This window comes from Lacticaseibacillus pantheris DSM 15945 = JCM 12539 = NBRC 106106 (assembly GCF_001591865.1).
Lineage (GTDB): Bacteria > Bacillota > Bacilli > Lactobacillales > Lactobacillaceae > Lacticaseibacillus > Lacticaseibacillus pantheris.
Genome location: NZ_BCVS01000041.1, coordinates 1 through 18,753, shown reverse-complemented (window position 1 = coordinate 18,753; position 18,753 = coordinate 1). Strand labels below are relative to the sequence as shown.

Here is an 18,753-nt window from a genome sequence, read left to right as displayed (position 1 = left end):
CACGCCAGTACGACCAGCCACCAGCCAGGAGTGCACAAACAAACGCACTGGTACCCCCGGGCTAATCCGGAGATGCCAGTGCGTTAATTGTTAACCGGAGTGAGTCCCAGTTCAACATTGCTATCAGTTTACAGTTGGTGGGTCGCCACCAGCGCCGCAACGTAGTTCACCATGTCTTCGTTCTGCTGAATGAACGTTACCGGCCGGTCGTTAAATTCAAAGTACTCGCACCGCTTAGTCTCCTCGCGGTCAGCGTCGTCCAAACTACCACCGACGACCCGAACGAGGAACAACTGCGCGCAGTTCTGCAACTTGTCGCCATTAGGGTATTCCATGAAGTACTTATCAAACATCCCCAGTGACCGCACCACCGCGACGTCCAGCCCGGTGTCCTCCTTCATTTCACGAATGACGGCGTCCTTGAAGCCTTCACCATATTCCAGGTAACCGCCCGGCACACACCAGCCGCTATCCTCGCCATTGCGTTCCTGTAGCAAAATGCGGTTCTGCTCATCAAGCACAATCCCAGCCGCCGTGTTCAGTATCACCGGTTCGTGTCCCACTTTGCTACGAATCATTTGAATGTAGTCCGCCATGTTATCACCCTTGTTTTGAAATTATCCTCGCTGGTCCACATGCCAGCGCCTTACCCGTAGTATAGCATCTGCCGCCACATAAAGCGCTACCGACAGCCAACCAATCACCACGATCTGCGTCAAGGTATTGAACCAGCTGTCCGGCACGTATCGCTGCACTAGTTGGTTCGCGCCTTTGCGTGCATACACAATTACCGCTCCGATATCCGTCCGGGAATACTCGCTGCGCCGTAACCGCTGACCGTTAAGCCAAAGCTGCGTGTGCGGGTACGCCACAACCGGCAATTGCACCGCGCCGCTCTCCGTAGCCATCCAACTCGTCGCCAGGGCACCGTTAGGCAAAGTTGCCTTGTGGTATCGCGTCGTCTTGGTCATGCCGGCAACATCCGTCACAGTTACACCCTTCTTGGCCTCATCACGCGCATACTGCTCCGGATCGCCGCTAGCGTACGCGGCGTAACTATACTGCGGCATGTTGGCGATAATCTGTGCGTAGTAAATATTGTACGGGCTCGCATCATCCAAAGCGACTTGCTGCTGCTTGTACAGTTTGGAGTTAATCCGTCCACCGACTGCGCCCTCATTGGCGTCGGGATCGTTCGTGACGGCCACCCGTTGCTGGTGGTACAGCACTGACTGGCTATTGTCGTGCAGCCACCGGACGGATGCCGCCGGTACTGGCAGGTAATCAGGGGTCGCCTTTGCCACCATCTGGAGCGCGCGGCCCAGATGGTGACCAGCGAATGTTTCGCGAATCGTTGCCACGTCGGGGGCGTTCATCGTGATGCTACTTTGTGACTGTAGCACCTGGGGGTTGTTCCACGACTCGGCGGAGTGCTGCACGTCCGCCACCGTCTGCAAACCCAACAAGCCCACAGCCATCACGCCCGCCGCGCGGCAACATAGTCGGCCGGTGTGCCCCAAACACCAAGTCCCGTCACCCACCGTCATCGCGGCGCCGGCAACCAACATGGTTGCGGCGACCACCAATAGCCGGCTGGGAAACTGCAAAAAGTTGCCCAGACCGGACCAGTGCGCCACAATCGCGTTCCACGGCACTAAGCGCGAACTAATGAGCAAAAAGACCGCTCCGGTCACCGTAAATGTCCGGTTAAGTACGCGTGTGGATCGCCAGCGGGTGCAGACCGTGATGATTTGCGCACCAAATAGTAACGTCATCACCAGTCCTAAGCCGGTGCCGTCAATGGTGCCCCGCGCGTAATTGGCGAACGATGGCGCCACGGTGTAGGTGCTGACGTTGTTGGGCGCGTACGGGGCTAATACGTGGCCGCTGGTGTACACTTCCAACATTGCTCCCCAGACATTAGCGGTTAGTACCAAAGTCATACCCACGGCAAGTAATAGATTCAGCACCATTCGCCATTTGCGTGGCGTCCGGTACAGGCCAATCACCACGAATGGCACCAACGCTAACGTGCCCAGTACGGCACTCAGTACGTGCGTCTGCAGAACAATCGCCATAATAAGGGCCAGAGGTACTACCCGGACGGGACGCTCGGGATGTTCCAGCATACGGACTCCCGCCAACAAAATGATGGGCATCAGGGCCGCACCCCATGCCGTGAACTCCTGCGTCGTCAGCCACGCCGCCACCCAGCCGGACAGCATGTACACTAATCCCGCCGTGGTCGCCCAAAGTCGCCGTACGCCCGTCTTCCGTGTCAGGACGTACATTCCGCAACCGGCGATGAACAGTACCAGCCAGCCTAAAATCACTTCCAGCGCTAACCAACTCCGGGTCCACAGAAGTAGGTACCCCGCCGCATAACTAAAGAGCGGTCCGTAAAGTGCGTTCACCACGCGGCCCGTCCGTTGAAAGCCGTAATCCATCTGGAAATAACTCCAGACGTGGTGGCGAATTTGTTGGTAGGAATCGTAGAAGCGGTTCAGGTGAAAAATGGAATCAATCCCTAAAATCACGCTGTGGTTCCACAGTTGGGGAGCCACCATCAGTAGAGCCACCAGGCCAATAATTATGATCGGCGTGCAGCGCGCTCGGCGCACTTTGCGTAATAGTTGTTGTGCCACAGTAACCTCCTGTTTGTGCAATCGGATCAATTCAGCGCTGTTGAGTGGTATGCAGTTACCCACTCCACCCCAATAAACAAAAAATGGGGGCCCCTGCGCCCGTTTCCGCGCGTAGTTGCTCCCCCATAATAACGCCTTACTTCAGCGCGTTTAATACGTAATCAATGTTAGCCAGCACCGTGTCGCGGCCAATTAGTTCCAGAGTTTCTGGTAACTGTGGTCCGTGCATTACCCGGGTGGTTGCGATGCGAATTGGCATGTACAACTTACGCCCGTTAGCACCAGTTTCGGCACGTACCGCTTGCGTAGCGCGCTTAATGTTCAGCGCGGAGAACGGCTTGATGGTCTGCATCTGTGCCTGGAAAGCCTTGATGACTGGCAAAGCCAGTTCGTCGGCCAGTTCTTCGCGGTCGGCGTCGTCCAGTTCGGCCGGCGAACTAAAGAACAGGTCCGCATCGTCCACAATCTGGGCGGTGTAACTCATCTGGTCGCGGTAAATGTTGACCACCTGCCGTACCCATTCGATCTGTTCCTTGTCAGGATCAGCGTCAACTTTACCCGCACGAATCAGGTTGTCCATGGCCAGGCCGGCGATATCGTTCATGTCGGTCTTCTTCACGTACTGGTTGTTAACCCATTCCAACTTCTTTTGGTCAAACTTAGCGGGACTCTTGCTCAAGCGCTCCGGATCAAACTGCTTGATGAACTGCTTCTTGGAGAAGAGCTCGCTCTCCCCCTTTGGTGACCAGCCAAGTAGCGCGATGAAGTTAAACATCGCCTGTGGCAGGTAGCCCAGTTCCTTGTATTGTTCGATGAACTGCAGGATGGTCTCGTCACGCTTGGACAGCTTCTTGCCCGTGGCGCTGTTAATGATCAGCGTCATGTGCCCAAAGACGGGGTGCTCCCAGCCAAAGGCATCGTAAATTGCCATCTGCTTAGGCGTGTTCGCGATATGGTCGTCACCACGCAGAACGTGGGTGATTTCCATCAGGTGGTCATCAACAACCACGGCAAAGTTGTACGTCGGCATGCCGTCGCGCTTCTGGATGACAAAGTCGCCCCCGATGGAATCGGAGTCAATGCTAATGTCACCCTTAACGATATCGGTCCACTCGTACTTGTGGTCGGAGGGGATGTGGAAACGAATCACAGGTTCGAGCCCCTTGGCCTTAGCGGCGTCGATGGCGGCCTGCTTTTGTTCCTCAGTCATACCGGCATATTCGTAAACGTAGTGCGGCATTTCACCGTTGGCTTTTTGTTCCGCACGTTCGGCTTCGAGTTCGTCCTCAGTTTTGTAGGATTCGTAAGCCAGACCCTTGTCCACTAATTCCTGAATCAGTGGTGCGTAAATGTCGCGGCGTTCAGATTGACGGTAAGGGCCAAAGTCGCCGCCCTTGTCGGGACCTTCATCCCAGTCAATACCTAACCAGTGGAGGTTGTCCATCTGGCTTTTTTCACCGTCAGCGACGTTACGCTTGGTGTCGGTGTCTTCAATCCGCAAAACCAAGGTGCCGTTGTTGTGACGTGCAAACAAATAGTTGAATAAAGCCGTACGGGCATTCCCAATGTGAAGATGTCCGGTCGGGCTCGGTGCGTAGCGCACACGTACTGGTCGCTCTGCCAATTCTCTGCCTCCTAATGACTACTAAATAATACTAAAAATTCCGATAATAAGTGTACCATACTTCACTGTCACCGCCCAGTTACAGGTTTGGGTTGCTGAGTGGATTTTGCACCCACTAATGTAGGGTGCCGTGGGGTGCGTCGGAGGGAGGGTGGTGCTGGCCGTGACGGCTACAAGCCCGCAGTTCTGTAGGAGGCGTAGCCGACGTACAGAATCAAATTGGCTAGACCGAGTGGGTTTCTCGGGCTATGGCAATTCGCGGTAGCCCGGAACGGGCGTGAGCGTGAGGCTAGTAGCCGATCACGGCCAGCACCACCCTACCGTAGCCGCACCCCACAGCACCCGGCAACACTAGCACAACCGTCAGATAACCGACTGAACGAGGTAGTACAGTCCACTGATACCGATGAAGATGTAGACGATGCGCCGCACCCGGTCGAGGTTCAGCCGGTCAATCACCCGGTTGGCCACCACCGTACCCAGTACCGCGCCAACCATCCCCACAGCAACGAACCCCAGATGGTGTAACTGCAGGATGCCCTGACTAAAACGCAAAGTGGTCACGTACACCGTGTCAAGCATGAAGAACGTCTGAATACTAGCCAGGTACTCGGTTGTACTCCGACTTTCCGTCAAGAAGTACAGTGCCATGAGCGGGCCACCAATGCCGAATAACCCGTTGAAGAAGCCGGACACCACCATGAACACCACCGCAACCGGCCAAATAATATGGCTGGGTGTGTGTCCACGGTACTGCATCAACACCTGATATGTTGCAATGGCGACCAATAGTCCGCCCAGCAACCCCTTCAGTAGTGGTGCCGACAGGTTTTGGCCAACGTGCACCGCAACCGTCGCCACTACTGAGTAAACGATGAACGGGATAATAATGTGTAACCAGTGAATTCCACGCCGGTAGCGCCAAACTAGCGCCGCGTTCGGGCCCGACATTGTCAACGTCGATACCCCCGCGCCTTGGGGAATGGGCAACACAAACGGGAGGAACGTCATCAACACAATACCCGAGCCAAAACCTGTAATGCTCTGCACCAAGCCGGCAAAAAAGCCTGGTACTACGTAAACCAAAGTCCCCAACACCCGTCACCCACTCCGTTCAGTCAACTATTACTTAATTCTTGTTGTCACCGCGCGCTTTACTCCGACCACGACGCCCATTTTGCGGTTCTGCATTGCCGGTCTGGTTAGCAGCCGCCGCAGGATCTGGTGTGGCCTCAGTAGTCACGTCTTTGCCTAAGGGATTAACGCTGTGCGCTGGCTTGGCGAAAATCATCCGGCCGGCGTTGGTCTGGATGGCACTAGTCACAATAACCCGCAGATTCTGGTCCATGTAGTACTGGCCATCTTCGACCACGACCATGGTGCCCTCGGGCATGTACGCAACACCTTGCTGGCGCTCGGTACCCGCCTTCACGATGTGCACCATCATTTCCTCACCCGGAATTACTTCCGGCTTCAACGCGGTCGCCAATTCATTGATATTCAGAATTGGTACGTTTTGGAACTCACTGACTTTGCCCAAGTTATAGTCATTGGACACCACGACGGCATCCATTTCCTTGGCCAATTTGAGCAGCTTGCCGTCAACCTCGCGCGAACCTTCAAAGTCCGAATCCGTCATCTCAATCCGGATGTTCTTGTCCTTCTGCATTTGGTTAAGGATGTCGAGCCCCCGGCGTCCGCGTTCACGCTTCAAGCTGTCCGCCGAATCACTAATCAGCTGCAGTTCGTGGAGTACAAAGTTGGGTACCAACAGCGTGCCCTCGATGAACCCCGTCTTGGCTAACGCCTGGATGCGTCCATCAATGATGACACTGGTGTCCAGGATTTTGTACTGGTGGAATGCTACCCCCTCAACGTCATCAGCCTGACTAATGTCCGGCTTTGGTTTGGCATCGTTATTGTTCCGCCGCATCGTCATCAATAACCGCCGCCACTCATGCCGCCGGGTGGTCCCCACCCGGAAACCTAAGTAACCAAAAATAATCATCAAGATGATGGGTGGGACTGTGGACAAAAAGCCGTTGGGCAACCGAAAGAAAATCAATTGCGAAATCAGCGTCGCCAAAATCAGGCCCACAATCGTCGATAGACTACCGAATAAGATGTAGGTCGGCGATTTGTCGCTCAAAAATTGGTCAGCACGTGCGATTAGGCGCATGATCACGCCTGCAAGCAAAAAGGCCAGAACGATAAAGAATAAGGCGCCAATAATTGCATTAACAATAAAGTTATTAAATAGTTCGTTCTGATCCATACCTGCTAATGCCCACACTCGGGGCATAACGGCAATTCCGGCCGGGATACCTAAAACCGCAAAAATTGCGGTGATAATTCGTTTCTGCATGTACTTTCCTCCTCCAATAAGATTTACACGCAATACTCGTGTATTGGTAGCTGAGCAAGACAACTACCTAGGTTACATTTTAGCCCTTATCATCGATACAGGCGACCGTCTGGACAAAAGTGTACACGTAATTTTAACAATGTTTGTTCGGACCATTCGCAGTGACGGCCAACACAAAAACATATTGACTGCTCGCGACCGTAAAAAGGCTAATTATGACCCGGGAAATAATTTCCCGGGTCATAATTAGCCTTGCAGGTACCAAAATTAAATCACGAACGCCGTCCGAACACCTTTTGCAGCGCCTCGGACACACTGGTGACACCCACGACGTCGATGTCGGTGGGCACATCCCAACCGTGCAGGTTATTCCGCGGCACAAAGATCCGCTTGAAGCCGAGTTTCGCCGCTTCTTTGACCCGGTCTTCAATCCGGTTCACACGCCGCACCTCACCCGTCAGGCCGATTTCACCCACGAACGCATCGGTGGCGGCAATCTCCACATCGCGGTATGAACTAACGATAGCCATCGCCACCGCCAGATCAATCGCCGGTTCATCCAAACGGACACCACCGGTTGCCTTCAGGTAGGCGTCCTGATTCTGGAGCATGACGTCCGCCCGCTTTTCCAGCACCGCCATAATCAGGCTGGCCTTATTGCGGTCAATCCCACTGCTAGTGCGCTTGGCGTTGCCAAACAGCGTGGGGGTAATGAGGGCCTGTATTTCCACGAGGATGGGCCGGGTACCCTCCATCGACACGACGACGGCCGAACCAGTAGCCCCCTGCATCCGTTCCTCCAGGAAAATTTCGGACGGATTAGCGACCTCTTGCAGCCCATCATTACGCATCTCGAAGATGCCAATTTCGTTGGTGCTACCGAAACGGTTCTTCACGGACCGCAGTATCCGGTAAGTGTGGTGCATGTCCCCTTCAAAGTAGAGGACGGTGTCCACCATGTGCTCCAACATCTTGGGTCCGGCAATCGAGCCCTCTTTGGTCACATGACCCACCACAAAGATGGTGATGCCCTGGCTCTTGGCAATCCTCATCAGCTCGCTGGTCACCTCACGAATCTGGCTCACGGAACCGATCGCGGAGTTCATGTCCGGAACGTTCATGGTCTGCACGGAATCAATCACCACAAAGTCGGGGTGCATGTCATCAATGGCTTGCTGGATGGCGGGCATGTCGGTTTCGGGGTAAAGGTACATCCCCGAATTGGCTACGCCCAAACGGTCCGCGCGGAGTTTAATCTGACTGGCACTTTCTTCCCCCGACACGTACAGCACGGTGCCGTGCTCCGCGGCTAGCTGTCCGGAAACTTGCAGCAGCAAAGTCGACTTCCCGATACCAGGATCCCCACCAATCAGGATGAGTGAACCGGGCACTACCCCACCGCCCAACACCCGGTTGAGTTCTTTGAGGTTAGTAGTAATGCGTCGCTCGCGGGTAGCGGTGACCGCATTCATTTTCTGTGGACGCACCTGGTTACCACTCACAGTTTGGCGTGGCTGACTTTTAGTGCTGGTACTACTCGTGGTGGTGACGGTCTCCTCAATCAGGGTATTCCACCCACCACAATCGGGGCAACGACCAACGTACGAGGCCGACACGTAGCCACAGTTCTGACACACATATCTCGTTCTGGCCTTAGCCATTCTTCATCCCCACTTTCAATTCGTCGTCACGTTAGTTACCGGTCGAGCCAAAGCCGCCGTTACGCTGGTGGAGACCACCCTCATCACCATCGGCCGTCAGGAACGGCATGAAGATACCTTGACCAATGCGCTCACCCTTCTTGATGACTTTGGTTCGCGGTCCAAGGTTCACCAGCTGGAAGAAAATTTCCCCCTCATTATCCGCATTGTTGTAATAATCAGCGTCAACGACCCCGATACCGTTAGGCAAAATCAGACCGCGCTTGAGCGGGTTACTGCTACGGTTGGCGAGTACAAGCACTTCGTCTGGTTGCATAAACGCCTTAATGCCCGTTGGTACCAGCTGCGGTTTGAGGACGGAGCTGGCCCGCTGAAAGTCATTGTCAGTGAGCGGGTGTTCGTTACGAATGAGGCGGAATAACCGGATAAAGTCATAGCGCCACACACTTTTAAGCACAAAATCCTCGCGGGCAAAGAAGTCGTAGCCGGCCGCGTTCTGGGTTGAACGCACGGGTAGCTGCAAGCCATCGTCTGCATATTTAGACACGATTGCGAATCCACGTTTTGACATTTTTTCCTCCTGTGGGTAACAATTGTTGATTGAGATAAGGATACCATATACCAATTACGTCCGGTGGTACCCGTATATTTCGACGGACAAACCATAGCTTAAACATTTGTCGCGGCAGACAAGTTCGGAGCACCGTTCAAAGTGTAATTTCGCATTTATTCGTCCAATGACGTCATTGGCGACCTTGTGTGTAGTAAATTTTTTTTTGGGGGGGCAATCGCCTTTGCTGTCATCAACCACCCTGGGAACATGGTAAACTATACGCAGAAACGACGAACGGAGGCACAACATGGACTTTCAACATGAGCACGGCCGATACTTTCTCACCGGCGAGGAAGGTCAGCTAACCGCAGAAGTTACGTACACCAGTATCGATGACGGTCACGCCATCAGCATCGACCACACCTTTGTAGACCCCAGCCTGCGTGGACAGGGTATTGCCGGTAGACTCGTTAAGCTGGTGGTCGACCACGCACGACGTCATCAGCTCAAAATCGAGCCCCTGTGTACATTTGCACGCGCGGAGTTTCAGCGTCGCCCAGAGTACGCTGACGTATTGCGCCACACACCGACCGAACTGGAACAAGCAAAGGAGAACAAATAATGGATCAAAGTGCACTGAAAAAAGTTGCGGCTGAACGCGCCGTCGACTTTGTCGAGGACGGCATGACTTTGGGGCTCGGTACGGGGTCAACCGTCTTCTTCCTGGTTGAAGCCATTGCTCGCCGCGTACGGGAAGAACACCTACACATTACGGGTGTTTCCACCAGCAGCCGTACCGAAACCCAGGCCAAAGAACTAGGAATTCCCATGATTGGTATTGATGATACCGACCATATTGACCTGACTATTGACGGCGCCGATGAAATCGACCGCCATTTCCAGGGCATCAAGGGGGGCGGGGCCGCCCACACGCTGGAGAAGATGGTCGCCACGACGAGTGCGCAAAACATCTGGATTGTCGACAGTAGCAAACTCGTCGACACGCTGGGCGCCTTCCCGCTGCCGACCGAAGTCATCCCCTTTGGTCACACGCAGGTCGAACGGCGGTTGGCGGCCGAGGGACTCAACCCGGTTTGGCGCCGCAATGATGCGGGCGAGCTGGTCACAACCCATAACGGTAACTACGTCCTCGATCTACACGTGGGCAAAATCGCCCACCCTCACCTGCTCGCCCAATTTTTGGACGCCCAGACGGGAATCTTGGAGCACGGACTGTTCTTGGATATCGTGAACAAAGTCGTGGTGGGTACCGAGTCGGGCGCTGAGGTGCTTAACGCCGGACGGTAGAATGGACAAAGTTAATGACGGCTATCCTGGTTACGGGGATAACCGTCATTTTGGTTCCGTCAGCGTTTACGACTTCCATTTTCGATGGCCGCGTACACGGCCCCAATAATGAGTAGATAAACCACCACGATGACCCACCACCAGAGTGAGTACTGTGGCACCAGACTGCTCAGCAGCGGGCTCAGAAACACGGTCAGTAATAGCAACGCGATGTACGCAATATACTTCATCAGGCTCTCCTTCTGTGGGCTGTATCAATATCCTCATTCTACTACTTCGATGGGGGTGTGGTATTGTTCTGGTTCTATTGGCTGGGCGTTGTGGTCTGCTGGTTCCGGTTGAGCGGGTGGCCTCTGCGACCGAAGCTACAAACCTCACGCTCACGCCCGTACCGGGCTACCGCGAAGCCGGCGCAGAGGCCACCCGCTCAACCTCCACCACCAGACCGCAACGCCCAACATAGAACCACTAATAACCACTGGAACAAGCAAGACAAAGCATAATTACTTTGATATTACGCAAAATGATCAACCTTGTTGCATAAGGCGTGTGCATGTAGCCCAGGTGGACAGTGTGAACCTTCCGGTAATTGCCAAATTTTATAAAGAACAGGGCCATCGCTTTCAAATCTACCCATCAGTTAGTGCGGAGTAGATGACAAAATTGTACCATCATTCCCGAAAACCCACTTTTTAGAGCTTTTCACAACTGACGTAGCACCCTCTTGCGACCACACTGTATCGGGAACCCGCGGGCGGGGTTGGGGGTGGAGGCGTCGTGCCCGGAGACGTGGTTGCTGCGACCCCAGAGCGCCGTAGGAACGAAGTGACGTACGGCGGCAATTCTTTGAGACCGCGATTTTCGGGTTCAAAGAATCGCGGGAAGCCCGGCACGGGCTGGAGCGTGCGGGTGTAGCAATCACGGCGTAGGGCACGTAAGCCGCAACCCCCAACCCCGCTCGCGTGTTCGCACCCCACCTAACCAAAAGGAGCCGACACTCACCGTGTCGGCTCCTTCAATGTGGTTATGCCAAAGCACCCATTGGGTCCCATGGTGCCAGCAACGTTGGCTGGTCGTATTCCTTTTTGATGACGGCGTTGATGTCATCGGACAGGAACTGCTTGTTAATCACAACCTGGTAAACGTAGTTGTCGAACCAGTCGTCGGAAGCCACAAAGTAGCCCTTCTCGCCGACCTTGTCACCCCAGGAGTTTTCGACCTTCCACTTCGTTGGCTTGCCGTTAACCAAGTCCACACCCGTCAAGACCATGGCGTGAGTCATCAGGCTCTGCGCGTAGTCCAAACGTTCTGCCTTGGTCATCTGGAAGCTGGTGTTAAACAGGCCATCCTGGTCGTAGATGTTCGTGTCCAGGATACCCAACTGACGGTCGGATTCCTTACCCACATCACTACCGAACCACACGGACTCGCCGGCTTCCAACTGCTTGATGGCTGCAGCCTTGAAGTCCTCGATGGACAAGTTCAGGTGGCGTACTTCGCGACCGCCCAACACGTTGCCCAACATTTCCACCGTGTACAGGTGGTTGTATGGCTTGTCGTCAGTTGGTGCCTGAATAACGGACTGGTACTGGTCCAAATCCCAGCCGATGTACTTGTCGTAGAAACTCTTCGGCGTCAAGTCAGCGTCACGGTGGTATTCCTTGTCGTCATCGCGGTATTCAAAGTCAAACTTGGTTGGTGGGTTACCCAACGTGTAGGCCAAGATACGGTAGTCCTCGGACAAGAACTTGCTCTTCGTCGCCGCAATGTCATCCTCACTCGCGCCGTCGTTTACCAACTTGCGCAGTGCCACAGCGTCTTTGCGCAGCTTCAGGTTCAAAGTCGCGTTGAGTTCCGCACTCTTGCTGGAGCTGTAGGTTTCAGGCATCACCGACTTAGGCACGATCCCGTACTTGTCGATAATGGCCGTCAACATGTCCCATTGACCACCATCCTGCTGTGGCGTGGTCAACAAAAATGCCACTTTGCGTGAATCCGTTGGCTGGTCCGCCGTGGCGATGATGTTTTCGTAGAAGTAGTTCGACTTTTCAAACTTGTCCCAGAAGAACGTGAAGTTTTGGGACAACTCAAAGTCCTTAATCTTAAACTGAGCCTGAATCGAGTGACGCATCGTGTTCAGGGCAGCGAACATCCAGCAACGACCGGACTGCTTCTGGTTAGCCACGGCACCGGTATCGAGTTCCACGGAGAAGGTTGGCGTCATGGCCACCTTACTGTCGGTGTTCTCGGCCACCTTCAAAATGCCGTTGTTCATGACTGCTTTCTGCAAAGCCGGTGCTGCGGGTGTCGCCGCAAAGTCCTGGGCGTACTGGTCCAAGTTTGCGGACGTGATTGCTTTTGCCATCAGATAATTCCTCCTCAAAAAATTCAACGTAACCGTAGTTTAGCACAAAATGAGAAAATTATGCGAGCGGGTCCCACGGCGCTAATTCGGTTGGGGTCTGCGCCAATACGTTGAGCACGGCTTGCGGCAGGTACTGACGGTTGATCGCAACGGAATACGTATAATCGCGGTACCACTGCTCGTCGGCCACAAAGTACCCGTCGTGGCCGTTTTCCTTGCCCCAAGAATTTTCCACCTTCCACTTGGTGGGTTGACCGTCCACCAAGTCGACGCCGGTCAAAACCATTGCGTGACTCACTTCGGCTTGGTGCGTATCGAAGCGCGTCCCGACGTCCATACCGAAATCAACGCCGAACAGTTCACCCTGCGCGTACAGTCCACCCGCCAAAGTCCCACTTTGCCGGTCCGAATCAGCCAGTACATCGTTACCAAACCACACGGTCTCGCCGCCCCGTATCTGGTCCACACTGGCCTGCTCCAACACCGACTGGGGTACGTTCACCCAGACAATGTTGCGGCCACCAACCACGTGGTCCTGAGCGGGCAACGTGTAGCTGTGCCAATATTCCTTACCAGTCGCGTTCGTACTAATTAACATGACGTACTGGTCGAAGTCCCAACCCAAATACTGGTCAAAGAAACTCTTGGGGGTCAGGCCGGTCACCCGATGATACTGATGCTGGTCGTCGCGATACTCAAAGTCGAATGAGCGGGGCGGTTCACCGTAGGCCATAGCCAGAATCCGGTAAATTACGCCGAGCTGTTCCTCTTTTTGGCTCCGCAACTGGTCCTCATCCGCACCATCAGCGAACGCCTGGCGCAGCGCAACCGCGTCCTGGCGCAATTTGAGGTTGAGCGTGGCGTTTAACCCGGTCGTATTGGCACTGTTGTAAGTCTCCGGCATCACCGACTTTGGCACCACACCGTACTTGGCAATGAGGGCCGTGGCGTTTTCGTACTGACCGCCGTCCCCGTTGCCCCAGTTGAGGTACCAGTCCACCTCGCGACTACCGGTGGGCTCAGACACGGTAGCAATCATGTGTTCGAGAAACTCGTTGGATTTTTCCAACCGATCGTAGAAGGCCAAAAACGCCTGCGAAAACTCTAGGTCGCGCACACCGAGCTTACCCGCCACGGCATGACGCATCGTGTTCAACTCCGCAAACATCCAGCAGCGCCCGCTATGTTTTTGGTTCGTCACCGCCCCAGTGTCCACCTCATCGGAAAATACGGGTGCAAAGGCCGACTGTTCGAGGTTCTGGTGGCTGGCCGCCTTAATACCCACGTTTTGAACCGCGCGGGACAAAGCCGCTGCACCCGGAACCTTAGCCAACTCGTCACGGTACTGTTGCACTTGCGCTAATGAAATAGCTTTACTCACCTAAAGACCCCCTTATTGAAATAGTAATCAAAATTAGTGTACGCCTTTTTGTGAGTGTTTGAAATGATTAGCGTTAAAAACGTATGAGCACAAAGTGACTGTTAATTAAAGAGCCGCAGTTGGTCCACCGACAGCTGATCGGCGCGGTCCGGGGTAACCTCCCACGCGAGCTTCGTCCACTCGGTCTGGTCGGTCTGCAGCACCGTCACGCTAGTGTTGGCGAGTTCACCATCGACCCGCGACGCATCGATGGTGGTGGTACCCGTCAGCACTCGCGCTAGTAACGTGAGGATAATGGCGTGCGCCACGACGAGCACCCGGCCGTCATCAGGCACACCCGCCACGGCCGCGCGTAACGCCGCCTGCCCGCGCTGCCATAACTCCGGAATCGGCTCCGCGTGCATCGGTGCGGGGTCAAACGCGTCGAGGTGCTCGTTGAAGTGGTGAAACTCGGCGTCGTTTGCAATCATTGCGACCGGGAGCCCGTCCCAATCGCCCAACGTCATCTCACGGAGCCGGCGATCCGTAATTATCGGTACGTCCGCGCCTACAACTAGCTTGGTGGTCGCCAACGCGCGGGGTAACGGTGAACTGATGATGCGGTCAAAGTGGACGTTGCCCAGCAACTCCCCCAACGCCCGGGCGCTCGCCACCCCTTTGGCCGTCAACGGACTATCAACGGTGCCACCGTTAACCCGGTCGTCTGCGTTCAATAGTGTCTCCCCGTGTCGTACTAGGTACAAATATGCCATTGTCTTCCCCTTTGCTATACATTAATGTTCGTCCATAAACAGCTGCCGTACCGCCTCTGACTGTTGCGGCAACGACGCCGGGGTCACACCCCACGCGACTTTGTACCAGCCCGCCGCATCGTTTTGCAACACGGATACGCTGGTGTTCGCGAGTAACGGCTGGTCGCGGGTTTGACCCAAAGGCGTGCCGGTCACCACCTGACTGACAATGGACAGCAAGATGCCATGCGCCACGATGAGCGCACGGTCCTCCTCGCCCAGTCCGGCGACAGCGTCACGGTACGCGGCCGTGGCGCGGTCCACCATTTCCTGATACGTCTCGGCGTGAATCGCGTGGCCGTCAAAGCGGTCCGGGTGGTGAAAGTAGTCGTCGTACTCCGCAAAACTGCGCGCAAAGTCGCCCGGCTGGCCGTCCCAGTCACCCAGCCGCATTTCCCGCAGGCGGTCATCAACCGTCATCGGCGTATCCGGCCCCTCAATGAGTTTGGCCGTACTGATAGCCCGCTGCTGGGGAGAAACTTCAATGCGGGCAAAGGTGACCGGCCGGAGCATCTGGCCCAGCTGCTGCGCACTCGCTACCCCTTTGGCAGTGAGGGGTGTGTCCACCCCGCCGCCATTGAACCGCCCCTGCGCGTTGATCTGGGTTTCACCGTGTCTAACCAAGTACAAGTACGCCAAAATACCCACCTCCAAGTTTTACTAACACGCCCATTATAACGAATTCAACTGTAAGCGCACACCAACAAGTAACGTAAAGCATCTGCCGGAGAACAATCCCGCATGACCGTCATTATTATTTTATCGATTCAAGCCAATTATTTCCCTAGTATGTTATATTAGCGCATGGGGAAACTTTTGGTTTAGGGGGAGTCGCGCATGCTCGTATCATGGGGATTACGGACGACTACATATATTACTAACATATTGGTATTGGTGGGGTACGCCCTGCTTTTTAACTGGCTACAAAACACGCGGAGCATCACTCCACGCTGGCAAAGGTGGCGACAGCCGGCGCTCGTGGCCGTCACCATCGCTTTTGTTGTGCTATTCCATTTTTCGTCCGTACTGTCGATGGCCGCGCAAAACAATCCGATAGGCTACGGCTGGACGTACCTCAACTTTCAGGGCGCAACTTTGCTGTACGCCCTGCTCAGTTCGCGGCAACGACTGGTACTTTACTTTACCAGTCTCGTCGTAGTCGGCTGGTACTGGTGGATACCGCGGGTTCCAACATGGCCCCTGATGGCGGCATGTTCACTGGTCCTGATGTACGTCGCCACGCGTTTCGGCCCCACCATTGGCCGACGCGCACTGACCTACTATCCGTTCGGCTTTTTATTCATGGCGCCGTTTTTTCTGGCGAATTGGCTATCGCTCGATGGTATTGACGTCGGTTGGCCGTGGCAGGTCATTACCCTGACCATTATCTTATGGTGCCTGTGGCAAACTCACTACCGGTTTGTGGCCCGCCGAAATCACGAAGCCGCACTGGTGAGTGAGGCTCAGATTGACGACCTGACCAGTTTAAAAAACTTTCGGGTGTTTGACGCCGATCTGCACGCTGCGTTTGACCGGCTACAGGATCACGGTGAATTGTACGCACTCTATACCTTTGACATTGACCACTTCAAGCGCGTCAACGACACGTACGGCCACGTGTCCGGGAACACGATACTGCAGGCGGTCGCAAAGCGGCTAGAGCAAGTCGTCGCCAACTTTGATTATCCCGCACAAACCTACCGCACCGGCGGCGAAGAATTTAGCTTCCTCCTCATCGACGTCGTGGAGGACTTTGGCAAAGCCACGGAGTATACGACCGCCGTTAAGGATGCGCTCAGTGACCTCACCTTCCACACGGAAAACGGGGATGAATTTCACATTACCGTATCGATCGGGCAGGACCGGTCCGTTGCCGACGATCGCAACTACCTGGACATCTACAAACGCGCGGACAAATACCTCTACAGCTCGAAGAATCACGGCCGCAACGCCATTACGATTCGCGGTATCACGATTGGTCAGGCACAACGGGTGCAGGCTCGTGAATAGGACAAAAAAGTATTACGCTGACCGACGCAATTCGCGGTTGACGTAATACTTTTTTTCTATTGCTAAGCGTTGAACCCCGCGGCGATATAGCCACCGTCGGCTAGGTGCTTCCGCATTTGCAGGACAGCCGTATAGGTTGCCAGCAGGTACACGTGCTGTTCTGGTACGCCTTTGACCCAGTCCACCACGTTATTCAGGTCGGGCGCCGTCGCCAACGCATCGGCCTTGACGCCGGCGACCTGCATCCGTAACTCAATGTCTTTGTAGCGTTCGCCACCCACCATGTAGCTGCTCTGCTGGTGGTCATGGACGAACTCCTCAAAGTTGCCGTCCCAAATCCATGAGGTATCAATACCGTCGGCGTAATTGGCGTTCAGTAACACGGCCAGCGCGAAATCCTGGTCATCGTGCCCAATCATGTCGAGCACCTGGTTGAGCCCCACCGGATTCTTCACGAGCACCAGCGTGACGCGCTTCCCGTCAATGATGATTTCTTCCTGACGTCCGAACACCTTCTCGTCGTAGGCAAAGGCGTCGGCCATTTGCGCCGGAGTGACACCAAATTCGGCGGCCACGCTGTACGCGGCGAGCGCGTTATACACGTTGTAGAGGCCACCAATGTTGAGGGTGAAGTTCTGCTGATCGATGGTGAACGTCGAACTGGTCGGCGTCTGCTCGGTCACGCCGGACACGTGGTACGCCAGCTCGGGCCGGGCAAAGCCACAGTTAGGACAGAAAAAGTTTCCCAGGTTGCTGTAAGTCCGTTCCTTGTAGTGCAAAATGTGCTCGCACCGCGGACACAGCACGCCGTCAGTGTTTGGTGGGGCGAGGAGGTTGTCATGGCGGCCGGTGTCAAAGCCGTAGTAACGCATTGGGTTCTTGAGTTCGCGTGAACTAAAGATGGGCGCATCGCCGTTGGCCACCACCAACGCATCAGGATGCATCTCGATACCATCGAGGATCTTTTGGTAGGTAGTATAAAACTCGCCGTACCGGTCCATCTGGTCACGGAAAATGTTGGTCAGTACGTAAGCTTTAACGTTCACCAACGCCGATACCGGCGCCACGTTGGCCTCATCGACTTCAAGCACCGCGAGTCCCCGGTCCTGACCCTTGTGCCGTCCCTGAGCGATGAAGGCGGAAATGATGCCACTCATCATGTTGCTACCGGTCGGGTTCGTCATGAGGTCGGGATACTGCTGGCGCAAAGCCTTGACGATCATACTGGTGGTGAGCGTCTTGCCGTTCGTCCCCGTGACGATGATCACGTCGTAGTCCCGCGCCAGGCCGCGCAGTACGTCCGGATCGATTCGTGCTGCGAGGTTACCAGGGAAGGCGGATCCCCCTTTGAAGATGCCGTGCAAAATACCGTATGACAAACGCGCTAGGCCACGCGCGGTCGCGGACCGAATTGGATTTTCAGTTGTGATAGTTCCATCCCCCACATCCGTAATTAACTCTGTTAATTCTAGCATAGTTCCGGTACTGGTGGTTTTAAATTAGTCTTGCGGTTCGTGCAGACAAAGCGGTGGCGGGGTTGCGGCTTTGTGAACCGCTCCGTCATGACCGCTTTTGGGGCGAAACCTCCAACTCGCAAAGTACGCGAGTTTCCGGTGCGACTTTGAGCCTGTCTGGAAAACCACCAGCCAGTCTCAAAGTTCGTCGCGTTCTAACGGCTAAAGCTGTAAGAACGTTACACCCCGGTAGCGGTCATAACTCCGGGTTCAGTCGCCTCCACCCCGCCACCACTTTGCCGGCACCCGTTAGATCGTATACATTTAGCTAACTTCCGGATCATCTGTAGTTTGCAAAGTAGCATTCTCAGAATCTAGTATCGCGCTGATACATCCTTATACTGGCACCGGTTCATCCGCCTCCTTAAGCGTGAAGCGTTAGGGCATACACGGAACAACCACTAAACAGTGGTACATTCCTGGGTAGTCTTGGGAACGGGAGCGTCGTGCCCGGAGACGTTTTTACTACATTAGTGTAAGGCCGAGTCGGTCGGATTGGTGAGTGAAGGCGTGTGGGCCGGAGCGGTAACCACTGC

Annotated in this window: 16 protein-coding genes; 3 read left to right on the top strand and 13 right to left on the bottom strand. The window is 54.9% G+C overall.

Features of this window, described 5'->3' with window-relative positions; all coding sequences use genetic code 11:
* Positions 1 to 128: 128 nt before the first annotated feature.
* From LPA02S_RS05930 to LPA02S_RS05900, 7 genes are all read right to left on the bottom strand, one after another.
* Positions 129 to 596: an NUDIX hydrolase gene (locus LPA02S_RS05930; protein ID WP_054649622.1), complete on the bottom strand. Its 468-nt coding sequence runs from the start codon at positions 594 to 596 to the stop codon at positions 129 to 131.
* Positions 597 to 617: 21 nt separating this feature from the next.
* Entirely contained in the window at positions 618 to 2,645 is a 2,028-nt protein-coding gene (locus LPA02S_RS05925; protein ID WP_054649620.1) for a putative glycosyltransferase family protein, read from the bottom strand.
* 136 nt (positions 2,646 to 2,781) lie between these two features.
* The gene (gene gltX, locus LPA02S_RS05920) at positions 2,782 to 4,248 is read right to left on the bottom strand and encodes a glutamate--tRNA ligase (RefSeq protein ID WP_420835966.1); all 1,467 of its coding nucleotides are present in this window, start codon (positions 4,246 to 4,248) and stop codon (positions 2,782 to 2,784) included.
* Between the two features lie 384 nt (positions 4,249 to 4,632).
* Positions 4,633 to 5,355: a sulfite exporter TauE/SafE family protein gene (locus LPA02S_RS05915; protein WP_338043279.1), complete on the bottom strand. Its 723-nt coding sequence runs from the start codon at positions 5,353 to 5,355 to the stop codon at positions 4,633 to 4,635.
* A gap of 43 nt (positions 5,356 to 5,398) precedes the next feature.
* Positions 5,399 to 6,634, bottom strand: coding sequence for a PIN/TRAM domain-containing protein (locus tag LPA02S_RS05910; RefSeq protein WP_082405342.1), 1,236 nt, complete (start codon positions 6,632 to 6,634; stop codon positions 5,399 to 5,401).
* Positions 6,635 to 6,906: 272 nt separating this feature from the next.
* Entirely contained in the window at positions 6,907 to 8,295 is a 1,389-nt protein-coding gene (gene radA / locus LPA02S_RS05905) for a DNA repair protein RadA (RefSeq protein ID WP_056956839.1), read from the bottom strand.
* A gap of 31 nt (positions 8,296 to 8,326) precedes the next feature.
* A complete protein-coding gene (locus LPA02S_RS05900; protein WP_054649618.1) occupies positions 8,327 to 8,866 on the bottom strand; it encodes a dCTP deaminase/dUTPase family protein in 540 nt (179 codons plus the stop codon).
* Between the two features lie 289 nt (positions 8,867 to 9,155).
* On the opposite strand from LPA02S_RS05900, the gene LPA02S_RS05895 reads away from it, so the two are divergent.
* Together LPA02S_RS05895 and rpiA are read left to right on the top strand one after the other, a co-directional pair.
* Positions 9,156 to 9,470, top strand: a complete 315-nt coding sequence (locus LPA02S_RS05895) for a GNAT family N-acetyltransferase (protein ID WP_054649616.1) — start codon at positions 9,156 to 9,158, stop codon at positions 9,468 to 9,470.
* Positions 9,470 to 10,156, top strand: a complete 687-nt coding sequence (gene rpiA / locus LPA02S_RS05890; RefSeq protein ID WP_056956840.1) for a ribose-5-phosphate isomerase RpiA — start codon at positions 9,470 to 9,472, stop codon at positions 10,154 to 10,156. Before LPA02S_RS05895 ends, rpiA begins: the two co-directional genes overlap by 1 nt.
* Positions 10,157 to 10,215: 59 nt before the next feature.
* On the opposite strand, the gene LPA02S_RS11665 is transcribed toward rpiA, so the two are convergent.
* From LPA02S_RS11665 to LPA02S_RS05870, 5 genes are all read right to left on the bottom strand, one after another.
* A complete protein-coding gene (locus LPA02S_RS11665; RefSeq protein ID WP_156302063.1) occupies positions 10,216 to 10,386 on the bottom strand; it encodes a hypothetical protein in 171 nt (56 codons plus the stop codon).
* Positions 10,387 to 11,180: 794 nt separating this feature from the next.
* Positions 11,181 to 12,521 carry a C1 family peptidase gene (locus LPA02S_RS05885; protein WP_054649614.1) on the bottom strand — a complete coding sequence of 447 codons (1,341 nt, stop codon included), beginning with the start codon at positions 12,519 to 12,521 and terminating at the stop codon, positions 11,181 to 11,183.
* 58 nt (positions 12,522 to 12,579) lie between these two features.
* Entirely contained in the window at positions 12,580 to 13,902 is a 1,323-nt protein-coding gene (locus LPA02S_RS05880) for a C1 family peptidase (protein ID WP_054649612.1), read from the bottom strand.
* 101 nt (positions 13,903 to 14,003) lie between these two features.
* On the bottom strand, positions 14,004 to 14,654 hold the full coding sequence (locus tag LPA02S_RS05875; RefSeq protein WP_056956841.1) for a histidine phosphatase family protein: 651 nt from the start codon (positions 14,652 to 14,654) through the stop codon (positions 14,004 to 14,006).
* 21 nt (positions 14,655 to 14,675) lie between these two features.
* On the bottom strand, positions 14,676 to 15,332 hold the full coding sequence (locus LPA02S_RS05870; protein ID WP_054649608.1) for a histidine phosphatase family protein: 657 nt from the start codon (positions 15,330 to 15,332) through the stop codon (positions 14,676 to 14,678).
* A gap of 198 nt (positions 15,333 to 15,530) precedes the next feature.
* Here LPA02S_RS05870 and LPA02S_RS05865 point away from each other — a divergent pair, with 198 nt between their 5' ends.
* Positions 15,531 to 16,703, top strand: coding sequence for a GGDEF domain-containing protein (locus LPA02S_RS05865; RefSeq protein ID WP_056956842.1), 1,173 nt, complete (start codon positions 15,531 to 15,533; stop codon positions 16,701 to 16,703).
* Positions 16,704 to 16,765: 62 nt separating this feature from the next.
* On the opposite strand, the gene LPA02S_RS05860 is transcribed toward LPA02S_RS05865, so the two are convergent.
* Complete coding sequence (locus LPA02S_RS05860; protein ID WP_082607916.1) at positions 16,766 to 18,178, bottom strand: Mur ligase family protein; 1,413 nt, start codon at positions 18,176 to 18,178, stop codon at positions 16,766 to 16,768.
* Between the last annotated feature and the right edge of the window lie 575 nt (positions 18,179 to 18,753).